This is a genomic window from Pseudomonas sp. M5A4_2d, assembly GCF_053345295.1.
Map to the genome: position 1 here is coordinate 202,829 of NZ_JBKEZW010000009.1, position 12,944 is coordinate 215,772.

The window sequence follows — 12,944 nt, forward strand, 5'->3', positions numbered from 1 at the left end:
GGTGCCCTTGCCGACTATACGGGTGTCAATGCAACAAGCGTGCACAAAGCGGTAACCGAATGTCATTTTTTCGTGAAAACCGTTACGGCAGTGTAAAAACCGCATAAGCACGGGCTTCTTACGTCGTTTGGTTTGGGCTTGACGCCCGGGCATGTCACCGGTGAGGAGGTACATAAATCCTGCGCCAGAACAAAACGTTACCGGTTCACCCCCTTGAGTGGGTAGTTGGCGGATCTCTTTGAAGCACAGGTGGGTCATTTTGGTGCACCCCGTTCAGGCCCGAATCAGCGTAGCTCAATTATTCGGCTGCCTCGAAAGGGGGCAGGTTTTTTATTCGGTTGCATCACGGCTCCCCTGCATTCGCTGTGAAGCCTCAAGCATTCAAAGGTATGCTGGGCACCTGATATCGACCTGCCGAACGGAGTGCCCGCGTGTTCGCCTTAGATCAACGCCTGCAACAAGACACACTGGCCATTGGGGACTTTCCGCTCTGTCGCCTGCTGCTGTCCAATGACTCGAATTACCCCTGGTTCATCCTGGTGCCGCGCATTGAGGGTATCAGTGAAGTGTTTCAGCTGGATGTCGCAGATCAACAAACACTGTGGCAAGAAACAACGGCCTTGGCGCAACTGCTCAATGAAGGCTTTGTGGCCGACAAGATGAACATTGGCGCCTTGGGCAACGTTGTCAGCCAACTGCATGTGCATGTGATTGTGCGCAAACGGGATGACGCCGCGTGGCCCGCACCGGTCTGGGGCAAACACCCGGCCTTGCCTTATACCGAGGAGCAAGTGGCGGCGATCCGCAGCCGACTGCGCGTGTTATTGCCCGCCGGCTTCATCTTTACCCAGGACTGACTCATGGACCTGCAAGAACGCGTCACCGACCTGGAAAGCCGCCTGGCCTTTCAGGACGACACCATCGATACCCTCAATGGCATCCTCGTCGCTCAGCAACGTGTGGTTGAGCGCCTGCAACTGCAGATGATGGCGCTGCTCAAGCGCCAGGAAGAAATGGGTGGCCAGTTCGAGTCATCCGAAGAAGAGGCGCCGCCGCCTCACTATTAATAAGCACGCAATAAAAAACCGCGACCCAGCCAAGCTGGATCGCGGTTTTTTTTGCGCTGCGGGTGGGAATCAGCGACGCGGTAATGCCGCAATCACGTCTTCGGCCTGCAGGCCCTTGTCGCGGTTCATGACGGAGAACTCCACGCGCTGGCCTTCAACCAGGACGCGGTGGCCTTCGCCACGGATGGCCCGGAAGTGGACGAAGATATCGTCGCCCGAATCGCGGGAAATAAAGCCGAAGCCTTTGGAGGTGTTGAACCACTTGACGGTCCCGGTATCCCGGTTGGTCATGTCGTAGTTTTGCGACGCAGCGGCAGGGGACGAACGGTAGAAGCTGATGGCCAGGTGAAGAACGATGGCGACCACAGCAATCACCAGGCTGAGCAGTATGGCCGGGTGGCCGCCCACTTCAGGCATCGGTGCCAGGAGGGTGAGGGTTTGAACGACAACGGTCAGTACCAGCAACGCGCTGACCAGGTTTTGCAGTTGATGACGCGTGCCTTTGTTCCAGTAAGGGATTACCGGTACCAGCGTCAGGTTAAGAAGGCCGAACAAGGCCAGGTACAGAGCGTCGTGTTGTTCCAGGTAGGGAGGGCTTCCCTGTTGCAAGCTCGGTATAAAGGACAGCAGCAAAGCTGCAACGCCCGTTAGCAGGTGGACGATTTTCAACATTTTGATTAACTCACGTTAAGAAGGATCACAAGGAAGAGCTGACTGGCACGGTTCGCTTCTGAACAATGGGAGGCGTTGAGCACGTGCGCGGGTATCAGCCTATGTGGCGGCCGCAGAAATAAACGGCTAGCCACACGACGTCTATTTAACAGCAAAGGCTGTGCCTACTCAAATCAAGCATTTCGGGGCGTTAAAGCCAGCGGGGCATTTGTGCGGCAAACGCTTGTCCTAGACAGGTGCGGGCTGTTCGGGCGACATTTTGAATGTTTCCTGACCGGCGCAAAGGCTTGTCCGCCGGTCGCAGGCGAGCGACCGCCTTGGGGGAGCGGGGCGATTTGTCGCACGGCACCTGCGTGAGGTGGGCTGCATACAGGCGGTACTCTTGCTAGAGTGGTCCTGCACCTGATCAATGAATATTCGTCAATTGAAGGGGAAAAACATGGCAATCGATATTGGTATCAGTGAAGAAGATCGTAAATCCATCGTCGATGGGCTTTCACGACTGCTGTCCGATACCTATGTACTGTATTTGAAAACCCACAACTTCCATTGGAACGTCACGGGCCCCATGTTTCGTACGCTGCACTTGATGTTTGAAGAGCAGTACAACGAACTCGCACTGGCCGTGGACTCCATTGCCGAGCGTATCCGCGCCTTGGGCTTCCCGGCACCGGGGGCTTATTCGATCTACGCCCGCCTGTCTTCCATCAAGGAAGAGGAGGGTGTGCCTAGCGCCGAAGAAATGATCAAGCAGCTGGTGGCCGGCCAGGAAGCAGTGACACGTACCGCACGCGGGATCTTCCCATTGCTCGACAAGGTCAGCGATGAGCCCACGGCGGACTTGTTGACCCAGCGCATGCAAGTACACGAGAAAACCGCGTGGATGCTGCGTTCCCTGCTCGAAAATCAATAAGCTTCGTGCCTGAGTGGCGCCTTCCTGGCGCCGCTCGCTTGTTTCTCTGCGCTTCCTGGCGTTGTCCTACGATTATCAACGCCCCGTCTTCTGGCTGCCCCTCTCGTCCTGCTGTTTTATAGAGCCACTGTCCAATGGGAGAAACCCGTGGGCTGCTGTTTGGCAATGGAGTGTCAGGTGTATGTCACGTGGTGTGGGTAATGGAGTGATGGAAGCCGGTGGTTTTCATAAGATAAAGGTCGACCCCTTTGCAAAAGGGTTCGACATGGGGCTGGCCAAGCCATTGTCCCGGTCAGTCAGGCTCAACGGGTTTTCGACCTGCCTGCGGCTCGAACAGATCTACTGGAATATCCTCACGGAGATAGCCGGGATCAATGCCTGCTCGGTCAGTGCGTTGCTGTCTTACGTCGACCGGGAAGTGCATTTGAGGTACGGAGGGGTGAAGAACTTCAGCGGGCTGGTCAGGGTGGTGTGCGTGGTTCACGTATTAAAAGGGCGTGTCAGCGCCCTTGACCTCGATTAATACGGCCGTTGCGAAGCGGGTCCACCGTCAAGGCGGGCCAGGCTTCGGGCAGAAAGCCGGCTGCACTGCCTCGATTTACCAGATATAATCCCGCGCTTTGCTGCGCATGCCTGGGGTTTATCCACAGGGCAGGGCGTGGCGCAGTAACGATCTGATCGCCGAGACATCTCCATGCCCATGTACGACTATCAATGTGCTTCCTGTGGTCATCAGTTGGAAGCCATTCAGAAGATCAGCGCAGCGCCGCTGGTCGATTGCCCTGCCTGCCAGGCTCCTGAGCTGAAGAAGATGTTGTCCATGCCGGGCTTCCGCCTGAGCGGCGGCGGCTGGTACGAGACCGACTTCAAGACCGGCGCCAAGAAGAACCTGGCGGGCGGCGACAAAGCAGACTGAGTTGAACTCTACGCGCAGGCTCCTGCATTATCCGTCCCCTGCTTAACTGTACGGTGACGAGGCGAGCCTCCACCGAATTTCGAATTACGAGAAGTGAAACCACTACCATGATGCGCAGCCACTATTGCGGCCAACTGAACGAGACCCTGGAAGGTCAGGAAATCACCCTTTGCGGATGGGTTCACCGTCGCCGCGACCACGGCGGGGTGATTTTCCTCGATATCCGTGATCGTGATGGTCTGGCCCAGGTGGTGTTCGATCCGGACCGCGCCGAGAGCTTCGCCGCCGCCGACCGCGTGCGCAGCGAGTACGTTGTCAAGATCACCGGCAAGGTTCGCCTGCGTCCGGCCGGTGCCGTGAACGCGAACATGGCCTCCGGCGCCATCGAAGTGCTGGGCTACGAGCTGGAAGTGCTGAACGAGTCGGAAACCCCGCCGTTCCCACTCAACGAGTATTCCGACGTGGGCGAAGAAACCCGCCTGCGCTACCGCTTCCTGGACCTGCGTCGTCCGGAAATGGCCGAGAAGCTGCGTCTGCGTTCGCGCATGACCACCAGCATCCGCCGCTTCCTCGACGAGAACGGCTTCCTCGACGTCGAAACGCCGATCCTGACCCGGGCCACCCCGGAAGGCGCGCGTGACTACCTGGTGCCAAGCCGTACCCACGCCGGCTCCTTCTTCGCCTTGCCGCAATCGCCGCAGCTGTTCAAACAACTGCTGATGGTGGCCGGCTTCGACCGTTACTACCAGATCGCCAAGTGCTTCCGCGACGAAGACCTGCGTGCCGACCGCCAGCCTGAATTCACCCAGATCGACATCGAGACCAGCTTCCTCGATGAAAAAGAGATCATGGGCCTGACCGAACAAATGATCCGCAACCTGTTCAAGGAAGTGCTGGACCTGGAGTTCGGCGAGTTCCCGCACATGACCTTCGAAGAAGCCATGCGCCGCTACGGTTCCGACAAGCCAGACCTGCGTAACCCGCTGGAACTGGTGGACGTGGCCGACCAGCTCAAAGCAGTCGACTTCAAGGTGTTCAGCGGCCCGGCCAACGACCCTAAATGCCGTATCGCCGCCCTGCGTGTACCAGGCGGCGCGAGCATGCCGCGCAAACAGATCGACGACTACACCAAGTTCGTCGGCATCTACGGTGCCAAAGGCCTGGCGTACATCAAGGTCAACGAGCGTGCTAACGGTGTTGATGGTCTGCAATCGCCGATCGTGAAAAACATCCCGCTGGACAACCTGAACGCGATCCTCGATCGCGTTGGCGCGGTTGACGGCGACATCGTGTTCTTCGGTGCCGACAAAGCCAAGATCGTCAGCGAAGCCCTGGGCGCGCTGCGGATCAAGCTGGGCCACGACCTGGACCTGCTGACCTGCAAGTGGGCACCGATGTGGGTGGTCGACTTCCCGATGTTCGAAGAGAACGACGACGGCAGCTTCAGCGCCTTGCACCACCCGTTCACTGCGCCGAAGTGCTCGCCGCAAGAGCTGGAAGCCAACCCCGCTGGCGCTCTGTCCCGCGCCTACGACATGGTGTTGAACGGCACTGAGTTGGGTGGCGGTTCGATCCGTATCCACCGCAAAGAGATGCAACAAGCGGTCTTCCGCCTGTTGGGCATCAACGAAGCGGAACAGGAAGAGAAATTCGGCTTCCTGCTCGACGCCCTGAAATACGGCGCGCCGCCGCACGGTGGCCTGGCGTTCGGTCTGGACCGTCTGGTGATGCTGATGACCGGCGCCCAGTCGATCCGTGAAGTGATCGCCTTCCCGAAAACCCAGAGTGCTGCGGACGTCATGACCCAGGCTCCGGGCGTGGTGGATGCCAAAGCCCTGCGCGAACTGCACATCCGTCTGCGTGAGGCGCCGAAGGCTGAGTAAGGCCGCTGCGTGAAAGCGCACTGAGGTTTACGCAGTCTAAAAAGGCGCATCTTCGGATGCGCCTTTGCGTTACAAGGGTTGTGCTTTAAAGAGAGAAGTCCGGCCTGGGGCTGGATTGATAAGGTTTCTAGAGAATTTCGGAGTTGTGTTATGGCTGGCCATTCCAAGTGGGCGAACATCAAGCACCGCAAAGAGCGTCAGGATGCCAAGAAAGGCAAGATCTTCACCAAGTGGATTCGCGAGCTGACCGTCGCTGCTCGCCAGGGTGGCGGTGACCCGGGCTCCAACCCGCGTCTGCGCCTGGCGCTGGACAAGGCGTTGGGCGCCAACATGAGCCGCGACATTATTGATCGCGCCGTGGCGCGTGGTGCCGGTGCAGCTGACACCGACGACATGGTCGAGCTGAGCTATGAAGGCTATGGCCCGGGTGGCGTGGCGGTGATGGTCGAGTGCATGACCGACAACCGCAACCGTACGGCGGCAGCCGTGCGCCATGCGTTCAGCAAATGTGGCGGCAACCTCGGCACCGACGGTTCGGTGGCCTACCTGTTCGAGCGCAAGGGGCAGATCTCCTTCGCCCCGGGCGTGGACGAAGACGCACTGATCGAAGCCGCCATGGAAGCGGACGCCGACGACGTAGTCACCAACGAAGACGGCTCCATCGACGTATTCACCTCGTTTGCCGGGTTCTATACCGTGCGTAATGCGTTGGAGGCGGCCGGTTTCAAAGGCACTGACGCGGAAATCGTGATGCTGCCGACCACCAGCGCCGAGCTGGACCTGGACGGCGCGCAGAAAGTGCTGAAGATGCTCGATATGCTCGAAGACCTGGACGATGTGCAGAACGTTTATTCCAATGCCGACATTCCAGAAGAAGTCGCAGTACAGCTAGTCTGAAGAATGATGTAGATCAACATGTGGGAGTTGGCTTGCCTGCGATAGCATCACCTCGGTTTAGAAGACGCACCGAGGTGCCTGCATCGCAGGCAAGCCAGCTCCCACAGTTGATCGATGTTGGCCGCAAGAATTGTGTTTCCCCCACCCCGCAGGCGTTATGACTTTAATCCTAGGTATCGACCCCGGTTCGCGCATTACCGGTTTTGGCGTGGTGCAACACACCCCGCGTGGCTGCGTCTACGTTGCCTCGGGCTGCATCCGCACTGGCGCGGGCGAGTTGGCCGAGCGCCTGCAGATCGTCTATCGCGGCGTGCGTGAAGTGATCCAGACCTACGGGCCGGTCACCATGGGCATCGAAAAAGTCTTCATGGCCAAAAACGCCGACTCCGCCCTGAAACTCGGCCAGGCCCGTGGCGCCGCGATCGTCGCCGGTGCGGAAGAGGGCATGGAAATCGCCGAATACACGGCGACCCAAGTCAAGCAGGCCGTGGTGGGCACCGGTGCGGCAAACAAGGAGCAGGTGCAGATGATGGTCATGCACATGCTCAAGCTCACCTCAAAACCGCAAATCGACGCCTCCGACGCCCTGGCCATTGCCATTTGCCATGCCCACACCCGCTCCAGCCTGTTGCCACATGGCCTGGGCACGGCACGCAGTCGTGGCGGGCGGCTGCGTCTCTGATAGCATCAGCGCAATCGTTATTTCCGGTCAGGCCTTGTTCTGACCCCAAGCTTTAAGGATCTGAACCGTGATTGGACGCTTGCGCGGCACCCTGGCTGAAAAACAGCCGCCGCACCTGATTCTGGATGTAAATGGGTTGGGGTATGAGCTGGAAGTGCCCATGACCACCCTCTATCGCCTGCCGTCGATCGGCGAGCCAATAACGCTGCACACACATCTGGTGGTGCGCGAAGATGCGCAATTGCTCTATGGTTTCATAGGCAAGCGCGACCGCGACTTCTTCCGCGAACTGATTCGCCTCAATGGCGTGGGGCCCAAGCTTGCGCTGGCGTTGATGTCGAGCCTGGAAGTGGATGAATTGGTACGCGCTGTTTCGGCCCAGGACACCTCCGCGCTGACCAAGGTGCCGGGTGTCGGCAAGAAAACCGCTGAGCGCCTGCTGGTGGAACTCAAGGACCGCTTCAAGGCCTGGGAAGTCGTACCGAGCATGTTTGCCCTGGTGCCGAACCAGCCGGATATGCCGGTGGGGCAGGTTGCCAGTGCCGAAAGCGATGCCGTCAGCGCGTTGATCTCCCTGGGCTACAAGCCGCAGGAGGCCAGCAAAGCAGTGTCGGCCATCAAGGATAAGAACCTGAGCAGCGAAGACATGATCCGCCGAGCCCTGAAGGGAATGATTTAAGTGATTGAAGCTGATCGTCTGATCGCGGCCACCGGCCCGCGCGACCGTGAAGAGGTCCAGGACCGCGCCATCCGCCCCCTGAGCCTGGCCGACTACATTGGCCAGCCCACCGTGCGCGAGCAGATGGAGCTGTTCATCCAGGCCGCGCGCGGGCGCAGTGAGTCCCTCGACCACACGTTGATCTTCGGTCCGCCGGGGCTGGGTAAAACCACGCTGGCCATGATTATCGCCCATGAAATGGGCGTGTCGATCAAGTCCACCTCCGGCCCGGTGCTGGAGCGTCCGGGTGACCTGGCGGCGTTGCTGACCAATCTTGAACCCCACGACGTGCTGTTTATCGACGAGATCCACCGGCTGTCGCCGATCGTCGAAGAAGTGCTGTACCCGGCCATGGAAGACTTCCAGCTCGACATCATGATCGGCGAGGGCCCGGCGGCCCGCTCGATCAAGCTCGACCTGCCGCCTTTCACACTGGTCGGCGCAACCACCCGCGCGGGCATGCTGACCAACCCGCTACGAGACCGTTTCGGCATTGTTCAACGTCTAGAGTTCTATAGCACCGCTGACCTGGCGACCATCGTCAGCCGGTCTGCGAGCATTCTCGGCTTGCCCCTGGACCCGGAAGGCGCCTTTGAAATCGCCCGCCGGGCCCGTGGCACGCCACGGATCGCCAACCGTTTGTTGCGTCGCGTACGCGATTTTGCCGAGGTGCGGGCCAAGGGGCATATCACCAAGGCCGTGGCCGACCTGGCCTTGAACCTGTTGGATGTGGACGAGCATGGCTTCGATCATCAGGATCGACGTCTACTCTTGACCATGATCGAGAAGTTCGACGGCGGCCCGGTAGGCGTCGACAGCTTGGCGGCGGCGATCAGTGAAGAGCGCCATACCATTGAGGATGTGCTGGAGCCGTACCTGATCCAGCAGGGCTACATCATGCGCACGCCACGGGGGCGAGTGGTGACGCGTCACGCCTATCTGCACTTCGGGTTAAACATTCCGTCACGATTGGGCGAGATGCCTGTAGTAGACGAATTCCTCGATGCAGTGGACGATTAAAAAGGTCACGCCAGTCGATTTATCTGAAGTTTGTGCTGTCCTAGTGGCTGGTGTCGTCATTCAGTCGTTAGAAATGTTGCTTGGAATGAAAAAACAGTTGCCTGGCCGGATTGGCAACCTGAGGAGTAAGCACTAGAGTATGCGCGCGCAAAACGGGGATCAGTCGTTCGTACATCGCTGTCGCGTTTATTACGAGGACACCGATGCTGGCGGCATCGTGTATTACGTCAACTACCTCAAGTTCATGGAGCGGGCTCGAACCGAGCGGCTACGGGAGTTGGGCTTTGCCCAATCCACGCTTGCGGGGGAAGACCTGTTGTTTGTCGTGCATTCCAGCGAGGCGCGTTACCACGCGCCGGCGCGGTTGGACGATGAATTGCTGGTCAGCGCGCAAGTAATCGAATTGAACCGTGTCAGCCTGCGCTTTAAACAGCAAGTCAGGCGGGCAACGGATGCAACGCTGCTCTGTGAGGGGCAGTTCCTGGTGGCCTGTGTGCGCACCAATAGTTTGAAACCCCGGGCCATTCCCGAAGCTCTACGTGCGGCCTTTGCCGGCGTAAGCGGCGCGGGTAAACAATCAAAGCAGGAGATTTAGCGTGGAACCTACCGTCGTCGACCATTCCTCCATGTGGAGCCTGGTCAGCAATGCCAGTGTTGTGGTTCAACTGGTAATGCTGATCCTGGTAGCCGCATCGGTTACCTCTTGGGTCATGATTTTTCAGCGCAGCAACTTGCTGCGTGCCGGTCGACGTGCCCTGGAGAGCTTCGAAGAGCGCTTCTGGTCGGGTATCGACCTGTCCAAGCTGTACCGTCAGGCGGGCAGCAACCCGGACCCGGATTCGGGCGTCGAGCAGATCTTCCGCGCCGGTTTCAAGGAATTCTCGCGCCTGCGCCAGCAGCCGGGCGTCGACCCTGAAGCGGTCATGGAAGGTGTGGCCCGTGCCATGCGCGTCGCGATTTCACGCGAAGAAGAGAAACTGGAGCAGAGCCTGCCGTTCCTCGCTACCGTCGGCTCCGTCAGCCCGTACATCGGTCTGTTCGGCACCGTCTGGGGGATCATGAACTCCTTCCGTGGCCTGGCTCAGGCCCAGCAAGCGACCCTGGCCACTGTGGCCCCGGGTATCGCCGAAGCCCTGGTCGCTACCGCGATCGGCCTGTTCGCTGCTATCCCAGCAGTAATCGCTTACAACCGTTTTGCCGCACGCGGCGAAACCTTGATCAGCCGTTACTACACCTTCGCCGACGAGTTCCAGGCGATCCTGCACCGTAAAGTGCACACCAGCGAAGAATAAGCAGGTAATTCCCAATGGCTTTAATCGCTCGAGCTCGCAAAAAGCGCAAGCCGGTCGCCGAGATGAACGTAGTGCCCTACATCGACGTGATGTTGGTGCTGCTGGTCATCTTCATGGTGACCGCGCCGATGCTCAATCAGGGCGTGAAGGTTGATCTGCCCAAGGTTTCCAGCGAAGCCTTGCCGCAAGACAACAACACTCAGGTCCTGACCATTTCGATCAAGGCTGACAAGACCTATTACTGGAACCTTGGCAGCGAAGTCGACACTCAGAAACAGCAGGACAAGGCCATGACCTTGCCGCAGATGACCGACGCCGTGACCAAGATCATCCGGTCCGGCAACGAAGGCGGCAAGCACACGCAAGTGTTCATTCGCGGCGACAAAGTGGTCGACTATGGCTCCGTCATGGGCGCCATGGGTGGGCTGCAGAAGGCCGGCGTCGGTAACGTTGGCTTGATTACCGAGGCGCCCTGATGCACCAACAGCGAGAGCCGTCCGCCTCGGAAAGCTTCTTCTGGCCTAGCGTCTGGGCAATTGCCCTGCACGTCCTGGTGTTTGGCATGCTGTTCGTCAGCTTTGCCATGACCCCGGACCTGCCGCCAGCCAAGCCGATCGTGCAGGCGACCCTGTATCAGCTGAAATCGAAAAGTCAGGCCACTACCCAGACCAATCAGAAGATTGCGGGTGAGGCCCAGAAGTCGGCTGCGCGCCAGACCGAAGTCGAGCAGATGGAACAGAAGAAGGTCGAGCAGGAAGCGGTGAAGGCTGCTGCGGAACAAAAGAAAGAAGAGGCGGCTCAAAAGGCCGAGGAATCGAAAAAGGCTGACGAAGCCAAGAAGGCTGACGAGGCGAAAAAGGCTGATGAAGCCAAGAAAGCCGACAAAGCTGCCGAAGCTAAAAAGGCTGAAGAGAAACAATTGGCTGATATAGCCAAGAAGAAGTCTGAAGAAGAAGCCAAAAAAGCGGCCGAAGAAGAGGCCAAGAAAAAGGCCGCTGAAGACGCCAAGAAAAAGATAGTCGAAGACGCGAAGAAGAAAGCCGCCGAAGACGCCAAGAAAAAAGCTGAAGCAGACGAGGCGAAGAAAAAGATCGCCGACGACGCGAAGAAGAAAGCTGCCGCCGACGCCACCAAGAAAAAGGCCCAGGAAGCAGCACGTAAATCCGCCGAAGAGAAAAAGGCCCAGGCCTTGGCAGATTTGCTTTCCGACACGCCGCAGCGTCAGCAAGCCTTGGCCGATGAACGTGGTGATGAAGTCGCGGGCAGTTTCGACGACCTGATTCGGGCACGGGCAGCGGAAGGCTGGACACGTCCACCTTCGGCACGCAAAGGCATGACAGTAGTGCTGCAGATCGGCATGTTGCCGGACGGTACGGTGACTTCGGTCAGCGTGGCCAAGTCCAGTGGTGACGGTTCGTTCGACAGTTCGGCGGTTGCCGCGGTCAAGAACATTGGCCGGTTGACCGAGATGCAGGGAATGAAACCAAGCGACTTCGCTCCCTATCGTTCATTCAAGATGACATTCACACCTGAGGATCTAGCCTTGTGAGAAACCTTCTTCGAGGAATGCTTGTCGTTATTTGCTGTATGGCAGGGATAGCGGCGGCGGATGAAAAGAACATCCTGGTCACCAGCGGTAGTGATCGGGCCACCCCGATCGCGGTAGTACCGTTCGGCTGGCAGGGCGGCAGCGTGCTGCCGGACGACATGGCCCAGATCGTCAGCGACGACCTGCGCAACTCCGGCTACTACGCGCCGATTCCGAAAGGCAACATGATCAGCCAGCCGAACCAGGCCAGCGAAGTTGTGTTCCGTGACTGGAAGGCCGTTGGCGCCCAGTACCTGATGGTCGGCAACATCACGCCAGCCGGTGGTCGCCTGCAGATCCAGTACACGTTGTTCAACGTGGCTACCGAGCAGCAGGTCTTGACCGGCAGCGTATCCGGCACCGCCGAACAACTGCGGGACATGGCCCACTACATCTCGGACCAGTCGTTTGAAAAGCTCACCGGTATCAAAGGTGCGTTTTCGACACGCCTGCTTTATGTAACGGCTGAGCGTTTCTCTGTAGACAACACTCGTTATACGTTGCAGCGCTCGGACTACGACGGTGCACGTGCCGTGACCTTGCTGCAGTCCCGTGAGCCAATCCTGTCGCCGCGCTTCGCGCCGGATGGCAAGCGTATTGCCTACGTGTCTTTCGAACAGCGCCGTCCGCGTATCTTCGTCCAGCACATCGATACTGGCCGTCGTGAGCAGATCACCAACTTCGAAGGCCTCAACGGTGCACCGGCATGGTCACCGGATGGTTCGCGCCTGGCATTCGTGCTGTCCAAGGATGGCAACCCGGATATCTACGTGATGAACATGGCTTCGCGCCAGATCAGCCGAGTTACCAGCGGCCCGGGCATCAACACCGAACCGTTCTGGGGTAAGGATGGTTCGACCATCTATTTCACCTCTGACCGTGGCGGCAAGCCTCAAATCTACAAAACAAGCGTAGGTGGCGGTGGCGCAGAACGCGTGACCTTTATTGGTAACTACAATGCCAACCCTAAGCTTTCGGCTGATGAAAAGACGTTGGTGATGATTCACCGTCAGGATGGTTTCACTAATTTCCGGGTTGCGGCCCAGGATTTGCAGCGTGGAACGGTAAAAATCCTCACAGACACCAACCTTGATGAGTCAGCTACTGTTGCGCCCAACGGCACCATGGTAATCTACGCCACCCGCCAGCAGGGCCGGGGAGTCTTGATGCTCGTGTCCATTAATGGACGCGTAAGGCTCCCGCTTCCTACCGCACAAGGCGAAGTCAGAGAACCGTCCTGGTCCCCTTACCTGAACTGACGCGGCGCTACAAAAAGATTTGCTTAACACACTGGGG

Annotated in this window: 16 protein-coding genes; 15 read left to right on the forward strand and 1 reads right to left on the reverse strand. The window is 58.6% G+C overall.

What is annotated here, in order from left to right:
• Positions 1-431: 431 nt before the first annotated feature.
• Complete coding sequence (locus ACLBW8_RS21475) at positions 432-857, forward strand: HIT domain-containing protein (protein WP_221295557.1); 426 nt, start codon at positions 432-434, stop codon at positions 855-857.
• 3 nt (positions 858-860) lie between these two features.
• The gene (locus ACLBW8_RS21480) at positions 861-1,067 is read left to right on the forward strand and encodes a SlyX family protein (protein ID WP_447806249.1); all 207 of its coding nucleotides are present in this window, start codon (positions 861-863) and stop codon (positions 1,065-1,067) included.
• Positions 1,068-1,136: 69 nt separating this feature from the next.
• Here ACLBW8_RS21480 and ACLBW8_RS21485 read toward each other — a convergent pair whose 3' ends face one another.
• Entirely contained in the window at positions 1,137-1,739 is a 603-nt protein-coding gene (locus ACLBW8_RS21485; protein WP_064453930.1) for a cold-shock protein, read from the reverse strand.
• Positions 1,740-2,178: 439 nt separating this feature from the next.
• On the opposite strand from ACLBW8_RS21485, the gene ACLBW8_RS21490 reads away from it, so the two are divergent.
• From ACLBW8_RS21490 to tolB, 13 genes are all read left to right on the forward strand, one after another.
• Positions 2,179-2,652, forward strand: coding sequence for a Dps family protein (locus tag ACLBW8_RS21490; protein ID WP_003193874.1), 474 nt, complete (start codon positions 2,179-2,181; stop codon positions 2,650-2,652).
• Positions 2,653-2,833: 181 nt separating this feature from the next.
• Positions 2,834-3,175, forward strand: coding sequence for a ribbon-helix-helix domain-containing protein (locus ACLBW8_RS21495; RefSeq protein WP_064453929.1), 342 nt, complete (start codon positions 2,834-2,836; stop codon positions 3,173-3,175).
• Between the two features lie 171 nt (positions 3,176-3,346).
• On the forward strand, positions 3,347-3,568 hold the full coding sequence (locus tag ACLBW8_RS21500) for an FmdB family zinc ribbon protein (protein WP_017139808.1): 222 nt from the start codon (positions 3,347-3,349) through the stop codon (positions 3,566-3,568).
• 107 nt (positions 3,569-3,675) lie between these two features.
• Positions 3,676-5,451 carry an aspartate--tRNA ligase gene (gene aspS / locus ACLBW8_RS21505; protein ID WP_064453928.1) on the forward strand — a complete coding sequence of 592 codons (1,776 nt, stop codon included), beginning with the start codon at positions 3,676-3,678 and terminating at the stop codon, positions 5,449-5,451.
• Between the two features lie 150 nt (positions 5,452-5,601).
• Entirely contained in the window at positions 5,602-6,348 is a 747-nt protein-coding gene (locus ACLBW8_RS21510) for a YebC/PmpR family DNA-binding transcriptional regulator (protein WP_447806250.1), read from the forward strand.
• A gap of 157 nt (positions 6,349-6,505) precedes the next feature.
• Positions 6,506-7,030 (forward strand): crossover junction endodeoxyribonuclease RuvC, encoded by a 525-nt coding sequence (ruvC, locus tag ACLBW8_RS21515; RefSeq protein WP_024077147.1) that lies wholly within the window; start codon positions 6,506-6,508, stop codon positions 7,028-7,030.
• 67 nt (positions 7,031-7,097) lie between these two features.
• Entirely contained in the window at positions 7,098-7,709 is a 612-nt protein-coding gene (gene ruvA, locus ACLBW8_RS21520) for a Holliday junction branch migration protein RuvA (protein ID WP_064453926.1), read from the forward strand.
• Positions 7,710-8,768, forward strand: coding sequence for a Holliday junction branch migration DNA helicase RuvB (ruvB, locus tag ACLBW8_RS21525; RefSeq protein ID WP_064453925.1), 1,059 nt, complete (start codon positions 7,710-7,712; stop codon positions 8,766-8,768).
• A 139-nt stretch (positions 8,769-8,907) separates the two neighbouring features.
• Positions 8,908-9,363: a tol-pal system-associated acyl-CoA thioesterase gene (ybgC, locus tag ACLBW8_RS21530; RefSeq protein ID WP_064453924.1), complete on the forward strand. Its 456-nt coding sequence runs from the start codon at positions 8,908-8,910 to the stop codon at positions 9,361-9,363.
• Between the two features lies 1 nt (position 9,364).
• A complete protein-coding gene (gene tolQ, locus ACLBW8_RS21535) occupies positions 9,365-10,060 on the forward strand; it encodes a protein TolQ (protein ID WP_024077143.1) in 696 nt (231 codons plus the stop codon).
• A 23-nt stretch (positions 10,061-10,083) separates the two neighbouring features.
• On the forward strand, positions 10,084-10,536 hold the full coding sequence (gene tolR, locus ACLBW8_RS21540) for a protein TolR (RefSeq protein WP_161630238.1): 453 nt from the start codon (positions 10,084-10,086) through the stop codon (positions 10,534-10,536).
• On the forward strand, positions 10,536-11,609 hold the full coding sequence (gene tolA / locus ACLBW8_RS21545; protein WP_064453923.1) for a cell envelope integrity protein TolA: 1,074 nt from the start codon (positions 10,536-10,538) through the stop codon (positions 11,607-11,609). Before tolR ends, tolA begins: the two co-directional genes overlap by 1 nt.
• A gap of 17 nt (positions 11,610-11,626) precedes the next feature.
• Positions 11,627-12,907 carry a Tol-Pal system beta propeller repeat protein TolB gene (gene tolB / locus ACLBW8_RS21550; RefSeq protein WP_152745290.1) on the forward strand — a complete coding sequence of 427 codons (1,281 nt, stop codon included), beginning with the start codon at positions 11,627-11,629 and terminating at the stop codon, positions 12,905-12,907.
• The last annotated feature ends 37 nt before the right edge of the window (positions 12,908-12,944 follow it).

Bases quoted from the DNA above. Each gene is read 5' to 3' on its own strand.
- ACLBW8_RS21510 (WP_447806250.1), top strand. From the start codon at position 5,602: ATGGCTGGCCATTCCAAGTGGGCGAACATCAAGCACCGCAAAGAGCGT.
- ruvC (WP_024077147.1), top strand. From the start codon at position 6,506: ATGACTTTAATCCTAGGTATCGACCCCGGTTCGCGCATTACCGGTTTT.
- ybgC (WP_064453924.1), top strand. From the start codon at position 8,908: ATGCGCGCGCAAAACGGGGATCAGTCGTTCGTACATCGCTGTCGCGTT.
- ACLBW8_RS21500 (WP_017139808.1), top strand. From the start codon at position 3,347: ATGCCCATGTACGACTATCAATGTGCTTCCTGTGGTCATCAGTTGGAA.
- ACLBW8_RS21490 (WP_003193874.1), top strand. From the start codon at position 2,179: ATGGCAATCGATATTGGTATCAGTGAAGAAGATCGTAAATCCATCGTC.
- ACLBW8_RS21480 (WP_447806249.1), top strand. From the start codon at position 861: ATGGACCTGCAAGAACGCGTCACCGACCTGGAAAGCCGCCTGGCCTTT.
- ACLBW8_RS21495 (WP_064453929.1), top strand. From the start codon at position 2,834: ATGTCACGTGGTGTGGGTAATGGAGTGATGGAAGCCGGTGGTTTTCAT.
- tolA (WP_064453923.1), top strand. From the start codon at position 10,536: ATGCACCAACAGCGAGAGCCGTCCGCCTCGGAAAGCTTCTTCTGGCCT.
- ACLBW8_RS21485 (WP_064453930.1), bottom strand. From the start codon at position 1,739: ATGTTGAAAATCGTCCACCTGCTAACGGGCGTTGCAGCTTTGCTGCTG.
- aspS (WP_064453928.1), top strand. From the start codon at position 3,676: ATGATGCGCAGCCACTATTGCGGCCAACTGAACGAGACCCTGGAAGGT.
- tolB (WP_152745290.1), top strand. From the start codon at position 11,627: ATGCTTGTCGTTATTTGCTGTATGGCAGGGATAGCGGCGGCGGATGAA.